Origin of the sequence: Flavivirga rizhaonensis (assembly GCF_004791695.1) — a bacterium.
In the GTDB taxonomy this organism is placed as follows: Bacteria; Bacteroidota; Bacteroidia; order Flavobacteriales; family Flavobacteriaceae; genus Flavivirga; species Flavivirga rizhaonensis.
Map to the genome: position 1 here is coordinate 56,681 of NZ_SRSO01000002.1, position 23,890 is coordinate 80,570.

The window sequence follows — 23,890 nt, forward strand, 5'->3', positions numbered from 1 at the left end:
TATTATAAAATAGCTTGTCATGAAAAAAATACTAATTATACTGATACTAATTCCTGTTTTTGCTTTTGCGCAAACAACTGAAGAACTAGATTTTGTTGCACCATTAAATGATGGTATAGCGGCCGTTAAAAAAGATAATAAATGGGGTTTTATAAATAATAAAGGAACTATTATTATACCTTTTAGAGGTGATTTGGTTTTAACAGAAACAGATAGTTATAACTACCCCATTTTTAAAAATAACAGATGTTTAATTTCTGAAAACAGAAAAGGCATAGAATACTTTGGGTATATAGATAAAACAGGCAAAACAATTATAGAAACCAAATTCTTAAATGCCTCAAATTTTAATAATAATCATGCTTTAGTTTTAGAATTAACAACAAAAATTGTTGGTGAAAATGAGATCCTAAAAAAGAGAATGGTTTACTATAAATATTTTGAAGTGGTTATTAATACTCAAGGCGATATAAAAGACTACCTATCAGACCCCATTAATGTTGTTTTAGATAAAAAATTTCTTAAAAAACCTCCAAGAATAACCTCCAAATTTGTTTCAAATACCTTGGTTGCTACTTTAAATAAAAATAAAAAATGGATTATTAAATCTATAAACCTTTAATATGAAATGAGCCTTAACAATTTTTAATACCAACCGATATACTTAATGGTGAAATCGAAGATTCATGAACTCTTTTGAAAAACAATTATTAGTGATGTGAATAATTACATATGACAGACAAAAAACAATAAATATAAACAGATGAAAGCAAATCTAAACTTAGGCAGTGTTTCAGGTATTAAAATTATAGTACACTGGACATTCTTTTTTTTAATTGCGTGGATCGTTTTTAGCGAATTAAAACATGGCGGCACAACCCATAGTATTTTATTTAATATTGCATTGGTTTTAGCTGCTTTTACATGTGTGGTATTGCATGAGTTAGGGCATGCATTAACCGCTAAGCGTTTTGGCATAGAGACTAAAAAAATAACCTTACTTCCAATAGGAGGTATGGCAAGTTTAGAACGTATTCCAGAATCGCCTAAACAAGAACTTTTAGTAACAATAGCAGGTCCTTTAGTAAATATTATTATAGCCATATTCCTCTATTTTATAGTTCCTGTTAATGAATTTATGCATTTAAATTTCACCGAAACATTTGAAACTTTGAGCAGTTTTACATTACAAAACTTTCTGTTTTTTTTATTTATAGTAAATGTTGGACTGGTAGTTTTTAACATTATACCAGCTTTTCCTATGGATGGAGGGCGTATTTTAAGGGCTTTACTAGCAATGAAAATGGATCGTGTAAAAGCTACTCAAATAGCATCAAGCATTGGGCAGGTTATTGCAGTTTTCTTTTTATTAATAGGCTTACTATACAACCCTTTTCTTGTATTTATTGCACTATTTATTTTTTTAGGCGCTTATGGCGAAAATAAAATGGTACAGCATTTAGTATTGCTTAAAGGGCACAATGTTGAAGATGCTATGCTACTAAACATTACAACGTTTAAACCTGATGATACTTTAGATATAGTAGTAAATAAACTAATATCTAGCACCGAAAACAGTTTTGTTGTAGTTGAAAATAGTATTGTAAAAGGGGTGCTGTATCATCAGGATATTATAGATAATTCCAATAAAAACATATTTGTTAAAGATGTTATGAGTACTGACTTTAAAACAGTTAATAGTAATGATAACCTTGAAGAAATATATAAATTAACACATAGTGAAAAATATCCGTTTTTTCCTGTTTTAGAAAATCAAAAACTTGTTGGCGTTATTGACAATATTAATTTGAATGAATATATACTGCTACAAATAAAACTAGCATATTAAATATGAAATTAATTAGATTGATTTGCATACTATTAACTATCGTGTCTTGTTCTGAAAATAAAGACAAAATACTTCCTACGGAAAGAAATTTAACTGAATCTGTGTATTCTTCAGTTACCATTCAACCAGATAGCCTGTATCAAGTTTACGCTATTGTTGCAGGTATATTAGATGAAAATTTAGTAGAAGAAGGCGATGTGGTTTCGAAGGATACTATTTTAATGCAAATAATAAATAATACGCCTAAACTAAATACTCAAAATGCAAAGTTAGCTTTAGATTTAGCTAAGGAAAACTATAGTGGAAGTGCGGCTGTTTTAGATGGTATTAAAGATGAAATCGTTGCGGCAAGACTAAAACATATCAATGACTCTATCAACTATTACAGACAAAAAAAACTTTGGAAACAACAAATTGGCTCAAAACTACAGTATGACACTAAAAAGCTTAATTACGAATTGGCTTCAAACAATCTAAAGCTTATACAAAGTAGATACAACAGAACAAAAAACGAACTTCAAACCCAAGTTAGGCAAGCCGAAAACAACTATAAAAAATCATTAATTACTACTAAAGATTTTGCTGTAAAAAGTAAGATTAATGGAAAGGTTTATGCGCTTTACAAAGAACCTGGAGAAATTATAACAACTACAGAGCCATTAGCATCTATTGGAAGTGCTACACGTTTTATTATTGAAATGTTGATTGATGAAGTTGATATTGTTCGTATATCTGAAAACCAAGAAGTTATTATTCATTTAGATGCCTATAATGGCGATGTTTTTACTGGAAAAGTGTCGAAGATTTATCCTAAAAAAGATGAGCGCAATCAAACCTTTAAGGTAGAAGCTGTTTTTAAAAATCTACCAAATGTATTATACCCTGGGCTTTCTGGAGAAGCTAATATTATAATAGCAAAAAAGGATAGCGTATTAACCATACCGAAAGCTTATTTAGTAGATGATGATAAAGTAAAAACTGATGACGGATTAATACCAATAAAAACCGGTTTACAAAACTTGGAATACATTGAAGTTTTATCTGGAATAACTAAAGATACACCTATTTACAAACCAGAATAATGACAAATTGGAACGTTATATTAAACATTGCCAAAACACATTTGCTCACTAAAATAAAGCAAACAGCAACGGCTTCACTTGGTGTAACGTTCGGAATCGGGTCTTATATCACATTGGTTTGCTTCATGACTGGATTAAATGCCATGTTAGATAATTTAATATTAAACCAAACACCTCATATTCATATTTATAATGAAATTGAACCATCAAAAAAGCAACCTATTTCTTTATATGATAATGTGGGTGAAAGTTTTAACGTAGTACATTCCATCAAACCAAAAATAAGTCAGAAAAAAATTCACAATGCCTTACCTATTATTGATCATTTAGAGAAAAATAAGGATGTACGCGGTGCACTTCCGCAGGTAAAAACACAAATATTTTATATCGCGGGGTCTATTGAGTTAGGTGGTAATCTTACGGGTATCAATCCCATTGATGAAGCACGATTATTCAATATGGGCGATTATATTGTTGAAGGTTCTACCGAAGCTTTACAAAATACAGATAATGGTATTTTGTTGGGTATTGGTATTGCTAAAAAAATGTCTTTAAAAGTGGGCGATCGTGTACAGGTTAGTCCTATTAATGGAGGGGTTTTTCCTCTAAAAATAGTTGGCTTCTATCAAAGTGGTATTGCAGATTTAGATGCCATTCAAAGTTTTACAAATATAAAAACCATACAGCGTATTTTAGGTAAAGCCAACAATTATATCACAGATATTAATGTAAAACTTTATGACATTGAGCAGGCTTTTCCTTTATCAAAAAAGATAGAACAACAATTCAAGCTTACTGCCATTGATATTAAAACTGCCAATGCACAATTTGAGACGGGAACTACTATTAGAAACCTTATTACCTATGCCGTTTCAATAACACTTCTTATTGTAGCGGGGTTTGGTATTTATAACATATTGAACATGCTTATTTATGAAAAAATGAATGATATAGCCATACTAAAAGCTACAGGGTTTTCTGGTAAAGACGTACAACTTATTTTTATGAGTCAAGCCATGATTATTGGATTTGTAGGCGGTGTATTGGGCTTGCTTATCGGTTTTGGATTAACAAGTTTAATTGATACCATACCGTTTAAAACAGAAGCTTTACCAACGGTTGAAACCTATCCTATAAATTTAAATCCAATGTTTTTTGTTATCGGTTTTTCCTTTGCGATGCTTTCCACTTTTTTGGCAGGTTATTTACCATCAAAAAAAGCAAAAAAAATAGACCCAGTTCGAATTATAAGAGGTCAATAAAATGAGTATTGTATTAGAGGCAAAACATATCAATAAATATTTTAAAAAACCTGTGTTATTCCATGTTTTAAAGGATATTAATTTCCAAGTTAAAAAAGGAGAATTTGCTTCAATCATGGGGAAATCAGGTTGTGGGAAATCGACATTGCTCTATATTTTATCAACTATGGATACCGATTATGAAGGTGAACTTCTTTTAAATAATAAACTCATTACAAATCAAAGTAGAGACCATTTTTCATATATAAGAAATAAACATATCGGGTTTGTCTTTCAATTTCATTACTTATTATCTGAATTTTCAGTTTTAGAAAACGTCATGCTTCCCGCTAAAAAACTGGCCGAAAAATCACATGAGGAAATTGAACACGATGCTTTTGAAAAATTAAAAATGCTAAACATAGCCCATTTGGCTAAAAAACGAGCGTCAAGAGTTTCTGGAGGTGAAAAACAACGTATTGCTATTGCCAGGGCTTTAATAAATAATCCATCAATTATAATGGGCGATGAACCTACTGGAAATTTAGACAGTCATAATGCTGAAAATGTCTTCAATATTTTCAAAAAATTGAGTGATGAACAAAGGCTATCTCTTTTAATTGTAACCCATGATGAGGATTTTGCCAATAAAACCGATCGTATTATTCAAATGGCAGATGGCAAGATTATCTCTTAATCCATAAACAATCTACTTAATATTTAACAGTTTCTCGCGGTGCGGAACTGATATATATCATTTCTATTGAGGGTTTTAAAAATTATTTTTAACCTAAAATATATTCATAAATAATTTAAGAAACTAAACTAGAAGGGATTACATAAAAGAAACTAATTGGTAGGTACTTTTCTTTTAATTAAAAACTGGAAAAGTACTTGGAATTTTATTTGCTTGTTAGCATACGTTTGCACAAAACATCCATAAAAGTATAGAATATGAAACACATTTTTATAATAGTTTGTGGCATAATTACAATTATAAGTTGCAACCAACCAACGAAACACGATATAAAAATCAATAAATATGTTGATTTTTTAGAAAATAACAATAATACAGCAAAAGACTATATTCTTGATTTATTCGTAAACAATGACTTGGTAATTCTTTGTGAAAGAGACCATAGAGAAAATACTCAATATGATTTTTTAAAAGAATTAATATCAGATTCAAGATTTATTAAAAATGTTGGAAATATTTTCTTTGAAACCGGTATGAGAAATCTTAATCCCGAGCTTAATGATTTTGTTCATTCAGAAAATTTATCTGAAAAAGAAGTGGAGGAAAAATTAATTGAACTTCAAAGAAAATCGGATTGTTTTCCTCTTTGGGAAATGTACAATTTCTATTACCAGAATAAAGAAATCTACACTATAAATCAATCCTTACCAAATCACGAAAAGATTAATATTTATCCAGTAGATGTAGCTGTGAACCTAGATTCCTTAAGTGTTGACTATTTAGAAGATTTTTGGAACGGCGATAGTGATAATAGGGACAAATTGATGGCCGAATATATTATCGAAAAATTTGAAAAAATTAAAAATTCCAATGCTAAAAGAAAAAAAGCCCTGGTGATAATGAATTATCGACATGCGTACAACAAAAATTTTCAAATGTCAAATAAAGAAATGATCTATAATGTTGGAGCTTTTCTTTTTGAAAAGTACCCCAATAAAACAGCCAACGTTCTAATAAATTCCGTGATTATTCAAGGTGGTAAATGGGATGCTTCATTTAAAGTGGCAAATAATGAAGATTCCGGATTTGACTTCAAAAACTCGCCTTTTGGAGAAGATCATTTTGATATGTGGTCGTTCACAAAGCATGACGACAAGTATCAAGATATGTTTACAGGGTTTATTTATTACAAAAAACCGGAAGATTTTAAATTGATTACAGGAGTAGAAGGCCTCATTGATACAACCTTTATCCAAACTTATAAGAATAGGGTTAAGCTATGGCAACAAGTTAGTGAAAGAGAGCACCTATTAGATGATGATGAAATTTATAAAGAGTATGGTACAAAAAACATACGACCACTCGAAAATATTGATTCTATATCATCTTTGATTAATAGGTGGATAATAAAATAAAAAAAACATTTTAAATATACTCATGAATAATTTAAAAAATAGACCCAAAGGGAATTATATACAGGAAGCCAGTTGGGAGGCACTTTATCTTTTAATTGAAAACTGGAAAAAGGACTTAGAATTTTATTTTTTTGATATAAAGTTTTTAGAAAATCTAATTGAAAGTCATTTTTCAGAACTTTTAGTTTGTCAAAATTTAGATGAATTAAGAGAGTTGAAAATTGAGGTTTTTGAATTGCAAAACCAATGCGAGTATATCCTAAAATGTGTTCAAAATAACTTAGATAGTATTGTAGATATTGTCAATAACAAGTTTATTCATGATACCGCTCAATTTAGAATAGAAAGCAAACATCTTGAAGATAATATTCAAGTATTCATTACCAATGAACGAGAACTTAGAAGAACCATTTTTAGTATGATTAAAGATGTATTTGAAGGCAAAAAATCAAAAAATGTTTGGATGTTTAATTAAACTATTATTTAGGTTCAATTAAGTTGCTTTACAGTTAAATAACTTTAAAATTCAGTATATGTCGTTTATAGATTACTATAAAATACTTGGCATTACAAAAACGGCATCCGAAGCGGATATCAAAAAAGCGTATAGAAAATTAGCGCGTAAATATCATCCAGATTTAAATCCGAATGATAAAGTAGCCGAAAAGAAATTCAAAGAAATAAACGAAGCCAATGAGGTATTAAGCAATCCCGAAAATCGTAAAAAATACGACCAATATGGAGCGCATTGGCAACATGCTGAAGAATACGAAAAAGCTAAACAGCAGGAACAATATCAGAGACGCTATCAAGGAACATCAGGTCCTTATGCAGAAGAAGACTTTTCAGATTTTTTTGAGAGTATGTTTGGTGGTAGATCTTCTTCAGGAGCTAGAGGCAGACAAGTAAAATTTAGAGGACAGGATTTTAATGCCGAACTTCAACTTGATTTAAAGGACGTTTACACAACCCACAAACGCGCCTTAACCGTAAATAATAAAAATATTAGAATTACCATTCCGGCAGGGGTAGAGAATGGACAAATTATTAAAATAAAAGGGCATGGTGGTAAAGGTGTTAATGGTGGTCCTAATGGGGATTTGTACATTCAGTTTTCAATTATAAACCATTCAAAATTTAAAAGAGACAAAGATAACCTTCATGTAACCGTAGATTTAGATTTGTATAAGGCTTTACTAGGTGGAGAAATCACGATTGACACCTTTAACGGAAAAGTAAAACTTAATATAAAACCAGAAACTCAAAACAGAGCTAAGGTAAAACTCAAAAGCAAAGGGTTTCCTGTGTATAAAAAGGAAGGTGTTTTTGGGGATTTATATATTACATACCAAATAAAAATGCCTGTAAACCTTACTAATAAGGAAAAGGAACTATTTTCAGAATTAGCCAAATTAAGATGATTATGAAAACTGAAAACTTTATTTCGATACAGCATATTTGCACCTATTATAATGTTCCAGAGTCATTTATAATCACTTTACATGATTATGAATTAATAGAAATATTTTCTGTTCAAAACGCACCATGTGTTGATAAAACTCAAATTAGAAACATTGAAAAAATGATCCGCTTGCATTATGAACTAGATATAAATTTTGAAGGGATGGATGTTATTTTTAATCTTCTTAAAAAAGTGGAATTAATGAATGAGGATATTATAGAATTACATAATAGATTAAGGCGGTTTGAACTTGATTAATACATTCTAAAAAAACAAGAAGAGTTCTTTGTTTAAGCTTTAAAATCTGTCTTTTAACTAGGTTTAAAATTAACTTTTTAAAAACAAGAATATTATGAGTACAGTACAAACACAAAAAAATGAGGAATGTTGCCCTGAATTTCATCCAGAAAAATGGGATAACAAGACATTAAATTGGAATCAGAAGCCATTTATTAAAGAAACTATCCCAACATTTTTTCATATGCCTTTGCCAAAAATGATTGGAAAGAAAGTAACAAAAATGATGAAGTTGGCGGAAAACACCAATAATATATCAACAGATAAGTTAGATGTACTATTGTTGTTTAATGACCCTAGTGCCTTTAAATCCAACATGTATTTATCTGTAATTGGTAATGTGCCAAATGCTAACAACACCACAATTACAGGAACATTTATTGGAAAAGTATTTGATGGTACATACAATCAAATCCCAAAGTTTATAAAACAAATGAATTCATATTTAAAAGATCATGATAAAAAAACAAAGGATTATTATACCCACTATGCTTACTGTCCGAAATGTGCAAGGAAATTTGGACATAATTATATGATTCTCTTTGCAGAAATCACACAATAATGTATTTAAGCTTGCCAACAGAATTCTAATAGTCTAAAAAAATGGACATAACAAAAATAATAGAAGTAACCCTTGAGAATGTTCAAGAAGGAACACTCTTTTGTTTTAAAGACTTATAAAAATTCCTCTTAATAGAATAATGGTTTGTTTAATGGTACCTGAAAAAAATCATATGTGAAGACTGATTATAATTTCCCTTATGCTAATATTTAGAAATATCTTTAATAAACAACTTTGATTCATTATTGACTAAAATATGTCTGATGGATATCATTGTGGCAGTAATTCTCTGAGATTATCTTTATTCTTATTAATCAAAAAGAAAAAAATGAAATGTTTAACACTTAAAACGCTATTGATATCAATATTAATAGTGTTTACTGCAAATACAGATGTTTTTGCACAACAACGAAACTCAGGTTGGGGTAGAAACTCTAACTATGGAAGATTGTTCAACCCAAAAACGGTTGAAACTTTTACTGGTACAGTTCTTTCAGTAGAGCGTACTTTATTGGAGAAAAACATGTCTTATGGTGTTCATTTAAAAGTAAAAACAAAATCTGAAACCATTTCTGTACACCTAGGGCCAGCGTGGTTTATAGATAATCAAGAAATTCAGTTTGCGAAAAACGATAAAGTTACCGTAACAGGCTCAAGAATTACCTATAAAAATGCCCCTGCAATTATTGTAATGCATGCTTTAAAAGGCAATTTAGAACTCAAATTAAGAGATAAAAACGGATATCCTGTATGGAGTGGTTGGAGAAGAAAAGGCATGGTAAATAAAAGAAATATTTAATAAAAAGGGGGAGTTATTCTATTTAAAGGGTGATACATGTTAACATTCAAAAATTTTAATATTGCTGATTGATTTTCTTTCTATCGTATAATGGCTGCCCCTGTTTTATTAGTTTTAATTTGGCAGGATATTTAGATTGGTATTTGCGGCTTCTATTGATCAATTATTCTACGGATGCTATTGATGGTTATTTACAAGAGGTATTCTAAGGCTAAAACGTTGGAAAAAATAAAATTATGAAAATAATAAATGTAACACCGGAAAATGTTCAAGAAGAAACCTTTTTCTGCATTAAGGATATAAAAAATCTAGGTTTTGATAGTAAAAGAAAGTGGTTTGAAAAGAGGTATAAAGAAGGAATAAATTTGAGAATCCTGAAAAATGAGGATAATAAAATGATTGGCTTTATAGAGTTTATTCCTGCATCAAAAGCTTGGAGGCCCATAAATGCTGGTAATTTTATGTTTATTCATTGTATGTATATATACTCGAAAAAAGATAGAAGTAGAGGTTATGGTAAAATGTTAATTAATGAAGCAGAGAAAGAAGCCAAAAAACATAAAATGGCTGGTTTATGTATAATGACCAGTAAAGGTTCTTGGATGGCTAACAAAACTATTTTTGAAAAACATGGCTTTACAGAGATAGGCAAAAAAGGCAGATTTGAATTATTATCAAAAAAATGGGATAAGAATGTTTCTAATCCAAAACTGATTGATTGGACAAAACAACAATATAAGTATAAAGGATGGCATTTATTATATGCAGATCAATGCCCTTGGCATGAAAAATCAGTATTCAATCTTTTAAATACAGCGATGGATTATGATGTTGATATAAAAGTGACCAAAATAAATACAGCACAAGAAGCAAAAAATGGACCCTCAGGCTTTGGTGTATTTGGTCTTTTACATAATGGTAAACTTTTAGAAGATCATTATATAAGTGCAACACGTTTTAGAAACATTCTTAAAAAAGAACTTCAAAACTAATACCTTAGTTGTCTTAAATTAATAGCGAAACAAATCATGAATTGATTGTAAGAATTTGGTATAGTCACAAACCACCAAACAATTTATATACTTAAAAAACATTAACATTCTTCAAAATCGAATCTGATATATATCATTGTTAGAGTCTTTAAAATGAGATAGTTTTAGCAATACTCAATTTAAAAACAGCATCGTTTTTTAATTGAATTATGGTTCAATAATTCAGAATAAGATAAAACTATAGCAAATGAAAGGGTTAGAGAAATATGGTATTCTTTTAAGTCCATCAGAAAATGAGTTTGAAAATGATGGAACTTTCAATCCAGGAATTTATCAAGAAGGTGATACAGTACATATATTATATAGGGCAGTGCAGCACGGTAATTTTTCTACCATAGGGTATGCTAAAACCAATGGCCCATGTAATATAAAAGAGCGATATAACTATCCTATTATAACTCGTGAACTAGAGTGTGAAAAGCATGGTGTTGAAGATGCCAGAGTTGTAAAGATAGGTGACACTTATTATTTAGTATATACCGCTTATGATGGTATTAATACATTAGGAGCGTTAGCTACATCTAAAGATTTAATTCATTTTGAAAAGCATGGTATTATAACCCCTCAGCTCAATTATCAAGAATATGAAAAATTGGTAAAGTGTTGTGATAAAAAAGGACTTAACCCTAAATACCATCATTATTTCAGATTATTTGCTGAAATAGGCTTGGTAAATGAGGAGTTTAGGCTTTTACGAGATAAGGATATTGTTCTTTTTCCTAGAAAGTTCAATGGTAAATTTGCCATGCTACACCGAATTTGGCCAGGTATTCAAATTGTCTATTTTGATGATTGGAAAGATCTAACCAAATCTTTTTGGGAAGATTATATACGGAATCTTACTGATTATATAGTTCTTGACCCCAAAGGTATTTTTGAAGTGAATTATATTGGAGCTGGTGGCTCACCAATTGAAACTGAAGATGGCTGGTTATTAATCTATCATGGAGTACAAGAAACTGCAAGAGGTAGAACGTATCATGCTAAAGCGGCACTATTGCATAGAGATAAGCCTGAAATTGAGATTTCAAGACTTCCTTATCCTTTATTTTCCCCTACAAAAAAATGGGAAAAACATGGCATTGTAGATAATGTCGTTTTCCCTACAGGGCATGCTTTATTTGGAGATGATCTTTATGTTTATTACGGTGCTGCCGATATGTATACAGGTGTAGTTAAAATGAGTTTGAAAAGACTTTTGATGGAATTAAGAAAACAACCTTAAAAAAGCGCTGTTATGAAATTTTTAGAAAGAGGTATGAAGATGCTAATTGTTGGATCGTATCCACCAAGAAAATGTGGAATAGCGACTTTTTCTAATGATACGTTTAATGCAATTCGTAGTATGTTTGGAAGCACATTACCTATAGAAGTATGTGCATTACAAAATGAAAAAACACCACTATCCTATAATCAAGAAGTATCCTACGTGTTGGTTACTTCAGTTTTAGAAAATTATCGTTTAATTGCTGAAAAAATAAATGAAAGAAACGATATTGGTTTAGTATGTATTCAGCATGAATTTGGGCTATTTGGTGGGGTACTAGGAGATTATTTATTGGCGTTTTTATTGGCATTAAATAAGCCGGTTATAACGATTTTTCATACGGTATTACCAAATCCTGGTAAAGAGAGGAAAAAAGTTATTCAAACCATCGATTCTCTTTCAGATAAACTTATTGCGCTTACCAAAAAATCTAAAGACATTCTTGTTAACGATTATAATTGCTCAAAATATAAAGTTAGAGTAATACCACATGGCACTCATGTTGTTCTTTGGGAAGATAAAAGTTTATTAAAACATAAATATAGATATGATGATAAAATTGTATTATCAACATTTGGTCTGCTTAGTAAAAATAAGCATATAGAAACAGCTTTGTTTGCTTTAAAAGATATCGTAAAAAAACACCCTAATGTGGTTTATTTAGTTATTGGCAAAACACATCCTGAAATCATAAAAAGAGAAGGAGAAGCTTACCGTAATGGACTTATGGAAATAACTAAAAACCTTAAGTTAGAAGATAATGTCATATTCATTAATAAATATTTGAAATTAAAACAATTGCTTGAATATTTAACATTATCCGATATCTATTTATTTACGTCTAAAGACCCCAACCAAGCAGTTAGTGGTACACTTGTATATGCGTTAAGTTGTGGTTGTGCTGTAATTTCAAACCCAATACCTCATGCATTAGAAATTTTAAGGGGTGGTAATGGCATATTATTAGAAAACTTTGGTGATAATGAAGAACTCAAACAGCATATATTGGATCTGGTAGAAAATGAAAGTAAACGGGCTAATATGGCTAAAAATGCCTTTGCAAATATTCGATTTTCAACTTGGGAAAATGTAGCTATAAAATATGGATTGCTTTTTGGAGAACTCACAGAACGTATTGAGGATTTAAGGTTTAATTTACCTCCAATTAAATTAGATCATATTAAAAAATTAACCACTAATTATGGCATACTGCAATTTTCCAATTTTAGTCAACCAGACATAAACTCAGGTTATACTTTAGATGACAATGCCAGAGCCTTAATTAATATAATAATGCATTACAATTTATATGGAGGTAAAAGTGTGCTAAACTATGCAAATATCTATTTAGGATTTATAGAAAATATACAAAGAGAAAGTGGTTGGTTTGATAATTATTTAAATTATGAACTCGAGTTAACAAAACAAAATTCAGAAACTAATCTTGAAGATGCTAATGGTAGGGCAATTTGGAGTTTAGGCTATGTTATTGGCCATAAGGAAATATTGCCTTCTGGTTTTGTTAAACGTGCTAAAAATTGTTGGCACAAAATTATGCATAGAATTGATGATATTAATTCCCCTAGGGCAATAGCATATAGCATTAAGGGGTTGAGTCATTATTATGCACAATGCCCAGATGAATTTATAAAGAATAAAGTAGAAAGGTTTGCCAACAAGCTTTTACAGCATTACAAAGTAAACTATGAGGAAGGATGGCATTGGTATGAAGACTATATGACTTACGCCAATAATATATTACCAGAAGCCATGATGTACAGCTATTTAATTACGAAAAATGAAGATCATAAGAATATAGCAGAAATTACTTTTGATTTCTTATTGTCACAATATTTTATGAAACGTCAAATTAAAGTAATATCAAACAGAGGATGGTTTAAGAAAAAAAATGAACGTGTATTTTATGGAGAGCAACCTATAGAAATAGTTACTACAATTATTGCATTGGATTTATTTTACAGGATAACAAGTAAAGCTAGATATAAAAATCAACTGGAAATTGCATATAGCTGGTTTTTGGGTAATAATCACCTTAATCAAGTGATGTATAATTCAAAAAATGGAGCCTCTTATGATGGTTTAGAAGATACACACGTAAATATTAATCAAGGAGCAGAATCTACCTTGTGTTTTCTTAAGGCTCAAATGATAATTGATAAATATAGCAGAAAAATCAAAACATTTAGGCATTATAAAATTGGAAAAAAAAGGAACCTCAATATTATCTTTTCTAATGAATCATAACCAATGATGTCAAATAAAAAGCGGTTTAGAAAACGAAAATAGTTAACCAGTTAGTTGTATTATATAAGTTATTTATAGACTGATGGTAATCATTTTGGAGTTTGATTAATATATATAGATTTATTTCATATTAATTATAAAAGCTCGAATCATGAAAAAATTAATGTTCAATTTATTTCTATTGGGATTAACCACCCAAGTTTATGCTCAAAATCCTGAAACGTTTTCTGCAGTTTATATTGTCCATAACTACAAATATTTGAGCGATGTAAACTCTAAAGAAGTAGCTATGCCTGTAGAAGAACTACACTTAAAAGTAAGTGATTTTAATGTAAAAGAATTAGATATCTATGCCGATGAATATGATTTATATGATGTTTATTTCGTAATTCCTGAAGGAAAAATATTGGCTTCTTATGATAAGGATAGTAATTTACTAAGAACAATAGAAAGATATAAAAACATCAATTTACCATCATCTGTTTTTGAATCTGTGGCTAAAAAATTTCCAAATTGGTCGATATCGAAAAATGCATATCTGGTTAATTATCACAATTCTGGCAAAATAAAAAAGCTTTATAAGCTCACTCTAGAGAACGGCAACAAACGTATTAAGATTAAAGTTAATGACAATGGAGATTTTCAATAAGAAAATGATTTTAATGAATAATAGTGATGAAAGATTTAAAAAAATATGAAGTAGTTTACATTTTAAAAAACAATTACGTTGGCAATTTGTCCTATTTATGGAAAAGCAAACCTTATGTCGTACCAATAACTTATTATTATGATGAAGCAGAACATTGTATTTTAAGTTATACAGGAGAAGGTCATAAAATAGAGGCTATGCGATTAAATAATTTGGTTTCAATAGGAGTAGCTCAAATAAAATCCGTTAATAATTGGCAATCAATTTTAATACATGGCAAGTTCGAAGAACTTAGTGGTACGCATGCAAAGCAAGAATTGCATAAGTTTGCCAATGGTGTGAAAAAAGTAATGTTTATTAAGGATAATAAATATCCAGATTTAATAAGTGATTTTTCTAGTAAAACAACTTCTGGCAGGGCACCAATTGTTTATCGAATAAAAGTATCTGAAATGATGGGGAAATGTAGAACTTGCTAGTTTAATGTTAGTACTTATGAGGTTAGCTTTTTTGATCTTATTATTAATACATGGTACAATTCATCTAGTAGGTTTTGTAATAGCTTTTTATTCAACCAAAATACCAATGCAGGCATTGGGTATTTCAAAACCTATCGGAACACTTTGGCTCATTGCTTTTGTAATGTTTGTGGTTACAGCCTCTCAATTCTTCACTAATAAAAAGTGGTTTTACATAGCGTTTATTGCTGTTTGTATTTCTCAAATTCTAATTATAATGGTTTGGAAAGATGCCAAATATGGCACTATTGCCAATACTATTATTTTACTAGTAAATATTTCTGCTTTTGAAAATTTTCGATTTAATAAAATGGTACAAAAAGAATCTGCTACATTATTTGATAAAATTGAAATAAATACTGCATCTGTAATTTTAGAAAAAGATATTCAACACTTACCCGAAATTGTTCAAAAATGGATGAAAAATTCTGGCGTAATTGATAAGAATAATATAGCTTCGGTTAGATTAAAACAAAAAGGGCTGCTAAAAATAAAACCCAATGGTAAGTGGATGCCTTTTAGGGCAAAACAATATTTTAATTTAAATACACCTGCTTTTATTTGGTCGGCTAAAATTAATAATAACTCTACGGTTTATGCCCTTGGTCGTGATAAATTCAACAATGGAAAGGCTGAGATGCTTATTAAATTTTTAGGTGTCATTCCTGTAGTTGATGAAGTTGAAAATTATAAGATTGATTCTGGAACTATGCAACGTTTTTTAAGTGAAATGTGCTGGTTTCCATCTGCTGCTATAAATAATTATTTACAGTGGGAACATGTGAACAACACTTCAGCAAAAGCAACATTTATGTATAAGGCACAATCGGTTTCTGCAATTTTTAAATTTAATAATGAAGGGGAAATTATCTGCTTTGAAACCAGCCGCTTTTTTGGAGGAGAACCAGATTCTAAAAAAGAAAAATGGGTTGTTGATATAGTAGATTACAAAACCTTCAATAATTACAAAATCCCTTATAAATGCAAAGTAACTTGGCAATTAAAAGATGGCAATTTTAATTGGCTAAATCTTGAAATTACAGACATTGAGTATAATATTTCAGAGCCTTACAAATGATTATTCAACTAATATACAGCCAGTATTAAAATTCGATATCCTGATAAATATCATTTCAAAAAACGTAGTAGCACATTAAATTTATTAAGTTAAAAATTTTCATTATGGAAACAATACTATATGCCACAGATTGTACTAATAATGATGCTTCTTCACTAAAGTATGCCTATCGTTTTAGTTGTATTATGAATGCTGATTTACATATTTTACATGTATATGATTTTCCACCTATTGCATTTTCAACCATTCAACCCTTAGAATCACTTAAAAAACGAATGCATGGAGAACAAATAGAACTTGTAGATAAGTATTGTAAAACACACCTTAAGAATGAATTTAATCAAAAGCCTGTCATTACCCATGTTATTGATAATAATTCTGTTTCTGAGAGTATTCTGCGTTTGTCCAAAATTCTAACTCCGGATTTAATTATTATAGGTATGAAAGATAGCTATAGTGCTAGAGGTTATTTTTCTGGTAATATTGTAAATACACTATTGGATACTATAGAAATACCTTTGTTGATTATCCCCAATAACTTGATTTATAATACAATCTCTACGATAGTATATGCTACAGATTTTGAGGAAGCTGATATTTTATCCATTCAAAAACTTATAGAAATTGTAAATGTTTATAAAACAGATGAATACCCAGCGAAAAAGTATATGGGCCAATTTAAAGATACACTTTTTCAAGAGGTGTCTTATCCAGAAATAGTATTTAAAACTATTGCTTCAACCAATATTAAATCAGGATTATTAAGTGTTTTAAATAATGAAAAAGCAAGTATGTTGGCCATGTTAGAGCGTAAACATGATTGGAGTTTTTCTAATATTTTTCACAAAGATTTAGTGAAAGACATGGAAGTATCGTTAAAAATTCCTTTACTCGCCTTTAATAAAGACAGTACAAAACTTCAAAACGCAAATGCTGAGTGCAATAATGATAAAGAAATATTAAGTTTTGGTTAAGTAAATCTTTAAATTAAAGATTAGGCTGATTAAAATCACTTTTTTAATCAGCCTTATTTTTTTTGTTTAAAAACCTGTTTTTTTTAGATGCTTAACACTAAAATTTAAGATTCCTAACAGTTATACGCTCATAATACCAAAACATACTTTAGCAGTGACGCGATACTCTGAAATTTCATTGTTATTCACAGTGACTTGCATATCTTGAACATACACAGATTTAATATCTTTTATAGTTTTAGAGGCTTCAGAAACTACGTTTTTAATAGCGTCTTCAAAACTAACGGGAGAGTTTCCCAGAATTTCCACAACTTTTAATACAGACATAATATTTATTTTTTTACGATTAATAATGGAACGAAACTAAGCGTAATCTGTTGATTATGAAATGATATAAATCAATAGTAGTGAAATAATTAAGTTTACTTTATAGTATCTGGTGCTTCATTTTTTTTCTGTCGCTTCAATTTTCTAAAATAGCGTCGGGTTAAAAAATTATGTTTTAAAGCTTCCATGTTTAAGTTAAATTTTTCTGTACCTTCATTAATATTTTTAATGGATTGCTCAAGGTTTTTTACAAACTCTTCATCATTAGACAAATAATTAAGAGCACCTTTGCCATCTTTTATATTTAATAATACTTCATCTAAATTTTTGATAACCTTTTTTATGTCTTTACTACTTTCGTCCAAGCTTGTAATAATACTTTTTACTTTTTGTGCCTCAATAGAATCGTTTAATAATACACCTGCTACACTTTTATTTAAATCAATAGATTTAACAAGATTGTGAATTTCGCTCATGGTTTTATTGGTTTCAATGCTAGCTGATTTTAAATTGAAAATAGTTTGCTTTACATTTTTCGCAGTAGTCGAATCATTAATAAGCATACTCACAGTACCATCTCCATTGGTTATAGTATTTGCAATATCCAACAGTTTTGCGGTTAATAGTGCTGCATTTTCATTGGTTACGTTTAAGGTGTTTAACATATCGTCAGTTCCTATTTTCGTATAAGATTTGATGATATCACCTTGAGAGATTATAGCTGTATTACCATTTCCTGGTATGATATTTACAATCATATTTCCTACTAAACCATCAGTACCAATAGTAGCAATAGCATCCTTTTTAATATGCTGTACCATTTTTTCTTCAATAACCATCTTAACGTTAATAGTAGAATCGTTTAACATAGAAATTGTTTTTACAGTACCTACATTTATACCTGAGTACCTCACATTATTTCCTTGTAAAAGGCCATTAACATTGTTAAAGTTAGCACTAATTGTAAATGTGTTGGTAAACATATTTTGGCGTTCGCCTATTAAATAAATGGCTACAACAAAAAGTAGCAATCCTGTAATAATAAAAACACCTAGTTTTAATTTTTCGTTGGTTGTTTTTTGCATGATTACTAAATTTTAAATTATTTAAAAAACGCTTTTACTTTTTCATCTTTTGAAGCTTTTAATTCTTCAAAGGTCCCTTCGGCATAATTAATGCCATCAACTAATAAAATCATCCGTTCAGATACAACACGTGCACAATCTACATCATGTGTAATAATCAACGATGATGTTTTATATTGCTTTTGTATGTTGCGCATAAGCTCTATAATTTCTTTAGAGGTTATGGGGTCTAAACCACTTGTGGGTTCATCGTATAAAATTATTTTAGGTTTTAATATGAGTGTTCTGGCTAAAGCTATACGACGTTTCATACCTCCAGAAAGTTCGGCAGGCATTAAATCTATAGCATGAACCAATCCAACACTTTCAAGCGCTTCCTCTACTAGTTGAGTAGTATCAGTAATATTCCCAAATTTGTGTGTGTGTCTACGTAAAGGGAACTCTAAATTCTCTCTCACAGTCATAGAATCGTATAAGGCACTCCCTTGAAATAGGAAGCCTATTTCTGTTCGTAATTCATCAAGTTCTACTTGATTAAGCGCTAAAAGATTTCTATCCATAATTTTTATACTCCCAGAATCTGGTTCCATCAACCCCACTAAACATTTTATCATCACTGACTTTCCAGACCCTGATTTACCCATTATAACAAGGTTTTCGCCTTCATAAAGTATTAAGTTAAACCCGTTCAACACATGATTATCGCCAAAAGCTTTTTTCAAATCCTTAATTTCTAGCATGCGTTTTTTTGAAATTAAAGTTTCTAATGTGTTCTGTATGTGTTTTGCTTCATGCATCGTTTAGGTTTCAAAAAATATATCTGTCACAAAAACAGCTATAAAGTCAATTACAAAAAGTAGCATTGATGAAAAAACTACAGCTGAATTTGCAGCTAAACCAACACCAACAGTTCCTTTTTTACAATAATAACCTTTAAAACAGCCAACTAATCCAATCGCAAATCCAAAGAAATACGTCTTAATAGTTGCTGGAATAATATCTCCAAATGTTAGTGAATTAAACACTTTGTTGAAGTAAAGCAGAAATGATACATCGCCTTTGGAATTTTCAATTAAATAAGACCCGTAAAGCGCAATGGTGTCTCCCAAAATAACTAGAATGGGTAGCATAAGTGTTGCTGCTAGCACTCTTGTAACCACTAAATATTTAAAAGGATTTGTGCCAGAGACTTCCATAGCATCAATTTGCTCTGTAACCCTCATAGAACCCAATTCTGCACCAATACCAGAAGCAATTCGCCCTGCAAAAGTTAAGGCGATAATTACAGGACCAATTTCTCGGATTATAGATATACTAACCATAGAAGGCATCCACGATTCTGCACCAAATTCTTCCAATGTTGGTCTGGTTTGCAGAGTTATAACTAAACCAATAATAAACCCTGTTACACCAACTAATAAAAGCGATTTATTGCCTATATAATAACATTGCCTTAAAAGTTCTTTAAACTCAAAAGGTTTAGAAAAAAGTTCCTTTAAGAACCGACGTGTAAAATAGGTAAGTTCGCCAATTTCTATAAAGAATGCCCTTATTTTAATTAATCTTATCATAAAGTATCAATACTTCTTTAAAGTTATACCATTGGCTATATATATGAAATGATTAAAATCATTTTGCTTGTTGATATATATCATTGCAAAACCAACAGATTACTGCTATTTTCAATATTATTTATAAGCAAATGAATTTAGGTTTGGTTTTATCTGGTGGCGGTATGCGCGGAGCCGCACATATTGGAGCTATAAAGGCTTTAGAAGAGTACAATCTATACCCAACACATATAGCAGGAACTAGTGCTGGAGCTATTGTTGGTGCCCTGTATGCATACGGTTATAGTTGGAAAGATATTTTCAAATTTTTTAAAAATATTCAAATATTAGATATTAAAAAATATGCACTCAACAAACCTGGTTTTATAGATACTGAAAAGTTTTATCCAGATTTTAAAAATTATATTAAAAATGATAATTTTTCTTTTCTTAAAAAGGAATTGAGTTTAACCGCAACTAATATTTTAAACGGAGATTTAGAGATTTTTAATAAAGGAGAATTGATTAAACCCATTTTAGCTTCGGCAGCGATTCCTGGAATATTTGCTCCCATAAAAATTGGAGATTCATATTATATTGATGGTGGTTCGCTTAATAATTTTCCAGTAGAATTATTAAAAACAACATGTGATAAAATTATTGGTATTTATGTGAATGGTTTTGATGTGATACAGATTAACGATTTAAAACATTCTCATAACGTTGTTGAACGCGCATTTAGATTAAAATCGGTTAAAGAGGACCAACAAAAATTTAATGATTGCAATTTGGTTATTTCTCCAAAAGAATTAAATAAATATGGAATTTTTGATAAAAAGCACCTAAATGAGATTTTTAAGATAGGCTATGATGCTACTTTAAAAGCATTAGCGGAATACAAGGAGCAGCCTGCAATGGTTCTTTAAAACTGATGCATATCATTTCTACTTTTACTCTGCAAGTGTATCTTTATTAGTATAGAAAGGCTTTACTATGAAAACCACATTATACATACAAAATTTAAAGTGTGCTGGCTGTGAATCAACAATTATAAATAAGCTTTCTGAACTAAAAAATATTTATAACATAACAATTAAGCTTCAATATGCGACGGTAACCTTTGAACATGAAACAAAAGAAGATATTACAACAGTAAAAAACACACTTTCTAAAATAGGTTATCCTCCATTTGGAGAAAAAAACACTTTAGCTAAGAAAGCAAAATCTTTTGCCAGTTGCGCTTCAGGTAAAATTAAAAAATAAAAAAATGGAAACAATACAAGAGCAAGTAATTACACTTCCTAGAATTGGAGATAAAGCCCCCATATTTAAAGCTGTAACAACACAAGGAGACATTAATTTTCCAGAAGATTATAAAGGTGAATGGGTAATTCTATTTAGTCATCCAGCAGATTTTACACCAGTTTGCACATCAGAATTTATAACTTTTGCACATCTAGAAAGCAAATTTGAAAAAGCTAATTGTAAATTGATTGGCTTGTCTATAGATGGACTCTACAGTCATATAGCTTGGTTAAGAACCATTAAGGAGAAAATAGAATTTAAGGGCATGAAAAATGAAGAGATAAAATTCCCTTTAATTGAGGATATTACCATGAGTATTGCTAAGAAATATGGTATGATTCAACCAGGAGAAAGTAAAACACAAGCGGTTCGAGCCGTATTTTTTATTGACCCTAAAGGCATTATTAGAGCACTAATTTACTACCCTTTAAGTTTAGGTAGAAATTTTGATGAAATATACAGGGCTTTAATAGCTATGCAAACTTCAGATAAGTTTTCGGTGGCCACTCCTGCCGATTGGAACCCTGGAGATGATGTTATTTTCCCACCTGCAGGTTCGTGTGGAGTTGCTGAAGAGCGTATGACAAATAATGATGAATTGACTTGTGAAGATTGGTTTTTCTGCACTAAAAAATTAGATAAAGACACTATTCTAAGAGATATTCTAAAAAACTAACAAAATTACAACCAGTGAGATGAAGCCTAAATTATATTTCTCAATCTTTTTGGTAATCATCTTATTGGTTGTTCTTAAATTTTGTTGCCCTAAAGATGATGACCATCTTATGGTCTCTTTTACTCTCAATAATAAATCCTTAATTCAAGAAAATAAAAAGATTGTAATTAAAAAGCCGATTACAATTGAAAACTATTTTCAGTTTTTAGATTCTATTGTTCAAAAATATGATTCTTTAACATCGTACAAATTAAACGAACATCTATTAGTAAGAGCTAATTCGTGGATTATTGATACGCTTAAAAATACAGATCATTATATTATGAAGGAGCGAGACTCCTTTGTGTATAATCAAAAGGAAATGATTGTAATTCCCAAAGGAACTCAAATTGTTTTGCCTGATTCAGTGGCAATAAAAAAACTATTTCAATCATTTCAAAATACAATTATAGATATTAATATTCCAGAGTTTAAGCTATGTATTTATGGAGATTCTTTAAAGCTTTTCGAATTTCCCATTCGTGTAGGACGCAATGAACAAAAGTATCTTAAAATGGCAGATAGAGTTGTAGATTTGAAAACGAAAATAGGTAGTGGTTTTATTGTAAAACATGTTCGCAATCCGGATTATTACAATCCAGTAAATGGTCATAAATACTTTGTTACCAAAAGGGATGATGGAAAAGAGTAATATAATCATTTAGCAAGGAGTATGAAGAGCAGTGAACTTTCTTCTCATTTCTTAATCAAGTTTTTATATCAAAAGAATTGGCTACAATATAAAACCCATTTTCTTCGTTCAGAAAGTATTATTAACCAACTCCACTGAAAGAAAATGAATAAGCCACTTTTAGCAATACTTTTTTTATTGACCATATCATGTCAGGAGAAAAGCAGCAAAATTGAACCTGTAAACACCACTGAAATAATAAATCCTTTAGCCGATTCAGATGAATTTATCGGACAGCATAGTTCAAAGGTTGTGATATTGGGGGTTTATCATTTTAACAACCCTGGATTAGATGACTATAAACAAAAGTACAGAGTAGATATTCTCTCAGATGAAAGACAACAGGAATTAAATGAGTTATTAGAAAAACTTGAAAAATATAAGCCTACCAAAATTTTGATAGAAGCTTCCAGAGTTAAATGGGATAGCATTTTCAATATTGATTACTCCAATTATATAAATGATAATTTTGATATTAAGAATAAAAGAAATGAGTTTTATCAAATTGGGTTTAAGCTTGCCAAAAAACTTGACCATGAAAAAATTTACTGTGTAGACGAAAAGTCAAAATGGTTTGGCGCTGACATTGATTGGGAAAATTATAATAGTGATGAATATCAGAAATCACTTGGACAATTTGAAAAAGCAAACAGATATAATTACGAAAACATTTATTCAACGGCAGATTCTTTAAAAGTAAAACAGTCCTTAATTGAACACTTTTTAATGATAAATAACCCCAAGAACCGTTTAAAAGACCATCAGGCTTATTTAACCAATACAGTTCTGACAGGAGCGGGAGATTTATATATTGGAGCCGATAATTTAACAAGATGGTACCAAAGAAATATCAAAATTTTTGCTAATGCATATGACATAGTCGATTTTTCCAAAGAAGACAGGCTGTTATTAATTTATGGTGCTGGACATGTATGGCAACTAAGACAATTTTTTAAAGACTCCCCAGACTTTGAATATGTAGAGGTTAATGATTATCTAGCTGATTAATA

27 protein-coding genes are annotated in these 23,890 nt (G+C 30.1%); 23 read left to right on the plus strand and 4 right to left on the minus strand.

The window, feature by feature from the left end; genetic code table 11:
- Positions 1-19: 19 nt before the first annotated feature.
- From EM932_RS02140 to EM932_RS02225, 18 genes are all read left to right on the plus strand, one after another.
- Entirely contained in the window at positions 20-622 is a 603-nt protein-coding gene (locus tag EM932_RS02140) for a WG repeat-containing protein (RefSeq protein ID WP_135875015.1), read from the plus strand.
- A 141-nt stretch (positions 623-763) separates the two neighbouring features.
- Positions 764-1,849: a site-2 protease family protein gene (locus tag EM932_RS02145; RefSeq protein ID WP_135875017.1), complete on the plus strand. Its 1,086-nt coding sequence runs from the start codon at positions 764-766 to the stop codon at positions 1,847-1,849.
- A gap of 2 nt (positions 1,850-1,851) precedes the next feature.
- Positions 1,852-2,931 carry an efflux RND transporter periplasmic adaptor subunit gene (locus tag EM932_RS02150; protein WP_135875019.1) on the plus strand — a complete coding sequence of 360 codons (1,080 nt, stop codon included), beginning with the start codon at positions 1,852-1,854 and terminating at the stop codon, positions 2,929-2,931.
- On the plus strand, positions 2,931-4,193 hold the full coding sequence (locus EM932_RS02155) for an ABC transporter permease (RefSeq protein ID WP_135875021.1): 1,263 nt from the start codon (positions 2,931-2,933) through the stop codon (positions 4,191-4,193). Before EM932_RS02150 ends, EM932_RS02155 begins: the two co-directional genes overlap by 1 nt.
- A gap of 1 nt (position 4,194) precedes the next feature.
- Positions 4,195-4,869 (plus strand): ABC transporter ATP-binding protein, encoded by a 675-nt coding sequence (locus EM932_RS02160; protein ID WP_135875023.1) that lies wholly within the window; start codon positions 4,195-4,197, stop codon positions 4,867-4,869.
- A 257-nt stretch (positions 4,870-5,126) separates the two neighbouring features.
- Entirely contained in the window at positions 5,127-6,284 is a 1,158-nt protein-coding gene (locus EM932_RS02165) for a hypothetical protein (protein WP_135875024.1), read from the plus strand.
- Between the two features lie 22 nt (positions 6,285-6,306).
- Entirely contained in the window at positions 6,307-6,759 is a 453-nt protein-coding gene (locus EM932_RS02170) for a hypothetical protein (RefSeq protein ID WP_135875026.1), read from the plus strand.
- A 58-nt stretch (positions 6,760-6,817) separates the two neighbouring features.
- Positions 6,818-7,705, plus strand: coding sequence for a DnaJ C-terminal domain-containing protein (locus EM932_RS02175; protein WP_135875028.1), 888 nt, complete (start codon positions 6,818-6,820; stop codon positions 7,703-7,705).
- A gap of 2 nt (positions 7,706-7,707) precedes the next feature.
- On the plus strand, positions 7,708-8,004 hold the full coding sequence (locus tag EM932_RS02180; RefSeq protein WP_135875031.1) for a chaperone modulator CbpM: 297 nt from the start codon (positions 7,708-7,710) through the stop codon (positions 8,002-8,004).
- Positions 8,005-8,098: 94 nt separating this feature from the next.
- Positions 8,099-8,605 (plus strand): hydrolase, encoded by a 507-nt coding sequence (locus EM932_RS02185; RefSeq protein ID WP_135875033.1) that lies wholly within the window; start codon positions 8,099-8,101, stop codon positions 8,603-8,605.
- A 328-nt stretch (positions 8,606-8,933) separates the two neighbouring features.
- On the plus strand, positions 8,934-9,404 hold the full coding sequence (locus EM932_RS02190) for a DNA-binding protein (RefSeq protein WP_135875035.1): 471 nt from the start codon (positions 8,934-8,936) through the stop codon (positions 9,402-9,404).
- Positions 9,405-9,640: 236 nt separating this feature from the next.
- A complete protein-coding gene (locus tag EM932_RS02195) occupies positions 9,641-10,396 on the plus strand; it encodes a GNAT family N-acetyltransferase (protein WP_135875037.1) in 756 nt (251 codons plus the stop codon).
- Positions 10,397-10,643: 247 nt separating this feature from the next.
- Positions 10,644-11,681: a glycoside hydrolase family 130 protein gene (locus EM932_RS02200; RefSeq protein ID WP_135875039.1), complete on the plus strand. Its 1,038-nt coding sequence runs from the start codon at positions 10,644-10,646 to the stop codon at positions 11,679-11,681.
- A 12-nt stretch (positions 11,682-11,693) separates the two neighbouring features.
- A complete protein-coding gene (locus EM932_RS02205; protein ID WP_135875041.1) occupies positions 11,694-13,988 on the plus strand; it encodes a glycosyltransferase in 2,295 nt (764 codons plus the stop codon).
- Positions 13,989-14,139: 151 nt separating this feature from the next.
- Positions 14,140-14,637, plus strand: a complete 498-nt coding sequence (locus EM932_RS02210; protein ID WP_135875043.1) for a nicotinate-nucleotide adenylyltransferase — start codon at positions 14,140-14,142, stop codon at positions 14,635-14,637.
- A gap of 26 nt (positions 14,638-14,663) precedes the next feature.
- Positions 14,664-15,116 (plus strand): pyridoxamine 5'-phosphate oxidase family protein, encoded by a 453-nt coding sequence (locus EM932_RS02215; protein ID WP_135875045.1) that lies wholly within the window; start codon positions 14,664-14,666, stop codon positions 15,114-15,116.
- Positions 15,117-15,132: 16 nt separating this feature from the next.
- Positions 15,133-16,233, plus strand: coding sequence for a DUF6920 family protein (locus EM932_RS02220; protein ID WP_135875047.1), 1,101 nt, complete (start codon positions 15,133-15,135; stop codon positions 16,231-16,233).
- A 104-nt stretch (positions 16,234-16,337) separates the two neighbouring features.
- Positions 16,338-17,207 (plus strand): universal stress protein, encoded by an 870-nt coding sequence (locus tag EM932_RS02225; RefSeq protein ID WP_135875049.1) that lies wholly within the window; start codon positions 16,338-16,340, stop codon positions 17,205-17,207.
- A gap of 120 nt (positions 17,208-17,327) precedes the next feature.
- On the opposite strand, the gene EM932_RS02230 is transcribed toward EM932_RS02225, so the two are convergent.
- The 4 genes from EM932_RS02230 to EM932_RS02245 form a co-directional block, all read right to left on the minus strand.
- Positions 17,328-17,534 carry a dodecin family protein gene (locus EM932_RS02230; protein WP_135875051.1) on the minus strand — a complete coding sequence of 69 codons (207 nt, stop codon included), beginning with the start codon at positions 17,532-17,534 and terminating at the stop codon, positions 17,328-17,330.
- A gap of 95 nt (positions 17,535-17,629) precedes the next feature.
- Positions 17,630-18,619: an MlaD family protein gene (locus tag EM932_RS02235; protein WP_135875053.1), complete on the minus strand. Its 990-nt coding sequence runs from the start codon at positions 18,617-18,619 to the stop codon at positions 17,630-17,632.
- A 17-nt stretch (positions 18,620-18,636) separates the two neighbouring features.
- Positions 18,637-19,359, minus strand: coding sequence for an ABC transporter ATP-binding protein (locus EM932_RS02240; RefSeq protein WP_407925209.1), 723 nt, complete (start codon positions 19,357-19,359; stop codon positions 18,637-18,639).
- A gap of 60 nt (positions 19,360-19,419) precedes the next feature.
- The gene (locus EM932_RS02245; protein WP_135875057.1) at positions 19,420-20,190 is read right to left on the minus strand and encodes an MlaE family ABC transporter permease; all 771 of its coding nucleotides are present in this window, start codon (positions 20,188-20,190) and stop codon (positions 19,420-19,422) included.
- 131 nt (positions 20,191-20,321) lie between these two features.
- Between EM932_RS02245 and EM932_RS02250 the strand changes: the two genes are divergently transcribed.
- The 5 genes from EM932_RS02250 to EM932_RS02270 all read left to right on the plus strand — a co-directional run bounded on the left by EM932_RS02250 (position 20,322) and on the right by EM932_RS02270 (position 23,888).
- Positions 20,322-21,095, plus strand: coding sequence for a patatin-like phospholipase family protein (locus tag EM932_RS02250; protein ID WP_135875059.1), 774 nt, complete (start codon positions 20,322-20,324; stop codon positions 21,093-21,095).
- Positions 21,096-21,162: 67 nt separating this feature from the next.
- Positions 21,163-21,432: a heavy-metal-associated domain-containing protein gene (locus EM932_RS02255; protein ID WP_135875061.1), complete on the plus strand. Its 270-nt coding sequence runs from the start codon at positions 21,163-21,165 to the stop codon at positions 21,430-21,432.
- Between the two features lie 4 nt (positions 21,433-21,436).
- Positions 21,437-22,150 carry a peroxiredoxin gene (locus EM932_RS02260; protein WP_135875063.1) on the plus strand — a complete coding sequence of 238 codons (714 nt, stop codon included), beginning with the start codon at positions 21,437-21,439 and terminating at the stop codon, positions 22,148-22,150.
- Between the two features lie 19 nt (positions 22,151-22,169).
- Positions 22,170-22,841 (plus strand): L,D-transpeptidase, encoded by a 672-nt coding sequence (locus EM932_RS02265; protein ID WP_135875067.1) that lies wholly within the window; start codon positions 22,170-22,172, stop codon positions 22,839-22,841.
- A gap of 144 nt (positions 22,842-22,985) precedes the next feature.
- Positions 22,986-23,888 carry a DUF5694 domain-containing protein gene (locus tag EM932_RS02270; RefSeq protein ID WP_135875069.1) on the plus strand — a complete coding sequence of 301 codons (903 nt, stop codon included), beginning with the start codon at positions 22,986-22,988 and terminating at the stop codon, positions 23,886-23,888.
- Positions 23,889-23,890 lie beyond the last annotated feature (2 nt).

Excerpts from the sequence above, each read along its gene's own strand:
- EM932_RS02245 (WP_135875057.1), bottom strand. The coding sequence starts at position 20,190 with ATGATAAGATTAATTAAAATAAGGGCATTCTTTATAGAAATTGGCGAA.
- EM932_RS02140 (WP_135875015.1), top strand. The coding sequence starts at position 20 with ATGAAAAAAATACTAATTATACTGATACTAATTCCTGTTTTTGCTTTT.
- EM932_RS02235 (WP_135875053.1), bottom strand. The coding sequence starts at position 18,619 with ATGCAAAAAACAACCAACGAAAAATTAAAACTAGGTGTTTTTATTATT.
- EM932_RS02160 (WP_135875023.1), top strand. The coding sequence starts at position 4,195 with ATGAGTATTGTATTAGAGGCAAAACATATCAATAAATATTTTAAAAAA.
- EM932_RS02150 (WP_135875019.1), top strand. The coding sequence starts at position 1,852 with ATGAAATTAATTAGATTGATTTGCATACTATTAACTATCGTGTCTTGT.
- EM932_RS02155 (WP_135875021.1), top strand. The coding sequence starts at position 2,931 with ATGACAAATTGGAACGTTATATTAAACATTGCCAAAACACATTTGCTC.
- EM932_RS02270 (WP_135875069.1), top strand. The coding sequence starts at position 22,986 with ATGAATAAGCCACTTTTAGCAATACTTTTTTTATTGACCATATCATGT.
- EM932_RS02210 (WP_135875043.1), top strand. The coding sequence starts at position 14,140 with ATGAAAAAATTAATGTTCAATTTATTTCTATTGGGATTAACCACCCAA.
- EM932_RS02170 (WP_135875026.1), top strand. The coding sequence starts at position 6,307 with ATGAATAATTTAAAAAATAGACCCAAAGGGAATTATATACAGGAAGCC.
- EM932_RS02190 (WP_135875035.1), top strand. The coding sequence starts at position 8,934 with ATGAAATGTTTAACACTTAAAACGCTATTGATATCAATATTAATAGTG.
- EM932_RS02205 (WP_135875041.1), top strand. The coding sequence starts at position 11,694 with ATGAAATTTTTAGAAAGAGGTATGAAGATGCTAATTGTTGGATCGTAT.
- EM932_RS02175 (WP_135875028.1), top strand. The coding sequence starts at position 6,818 with ATGTCGTTTATAGATTACTATAAAATACTTGGCATTACAAAAACGGCA.
- EM932_RS02195 (WP_135875037.1), top strand. The coding sequence starts at position 9,641 with ATGAAAATAATAAATGTAACACCGGAAAATGTTCAAGAAGAAACCTTT.
- EM932_RS02250 (WP_135875059.1), top strand. The coding sequence starts at position 20,322 with ATGAATTTAGGTTTGGTTTTATCTGGTGGCGGTATGCGCGGAGCCGCA.
- EM932_RS02240 (WP_407925209.1), bottom strand. The coding sequence starts at position 19,359 with ATGCTAGAAATTAAGGATTTGAAAAAAGCTTTTGGCGATAATCATGTG.
- EM932_RS02185 (WP_135875033.1), top strand. The coding sequence starts at position 8,099 with ATGAGTACAGTACAAACACAAAAAAATGAGGAATGTTGCCCTGAATTT.
- EM932_RS02255 (WP_135875061.1), top strand. The coding sequence starts at position 21,163 with ATGAAAACCACATTATACATACAAAATTTAAAGTGTGCTGGCTGTGAA.
- EM932_RS02165 (WP_135875024.1), top strand. The coding sequence starts at position 5,127 with ATGAAACACATTTTTATAATAGTTTGTGGCATAATTACAATTATAAGT.
- EM932_RS02230 (WP_135875051.1), bottom strand. The coding sequence starts at position 17,534 with ATGTCTGTATTAAAAGTTGTGGAAATTCTGGGAAACTCTCCCGTTAGT.
- EM932_RS02220 (WP_135875047.1), top strand. The coding sequence starts at position 15,133 with ATGAGGTTAGCTTTTTTGATCTTATTATTAATACATGGTACAATTCAT.
- EM932_RS02215 (WP_135875045.1), top strand. The coding sequence starts at position 14,664 with ATGAAAGATTTAAAAAAATATGAAGTAGTTTACATTTTAAAAAACAAT.
- EM932_RS02265 (WP_135875067.1), top strand. The coding sequence starts at position 22,170 with ATGAAGCCTAAATTATATTTCTCAATCTTTTTGGTAATCATCTTATTG.
- EM932_RS02145 (WP_135875017.1), top strand. The coding sequence starts at position 764 with ATGAAAGCAAATCTAAACTTAGGCAGTGTTTCAGGTATTAAAATTATA.
- EM932_RS02200 (WP_135875039.1), top strand. The coding sequence starts at position 10,644 with ATGAAAGGGTTAGAGAAATATGGTATTCTTTTAAGTCCATCAGAAAAT.
- EM932_RS02225 (WP_135875049.1), top strand. The coding sequence starts at position 16,338 with ATGGAAACAATACTATATGCCACAGATTGTACTAATAATGATGCTTCT.
- EM932_RS02180 (WP_135875031.1), top strand. The coding sequence starts at position 7,708 with ATGAAAACTGAAAACTTTATTTCGATACAGCATATTTGCACCTATTAT.
- EM932_RS02260 (WP_135875063.1), top strand. The coding sequence starts at position 21,437 with ATGGAAACAATACAAGAGCAAGTAATTACACTTCCTAGAATTGGAGAT.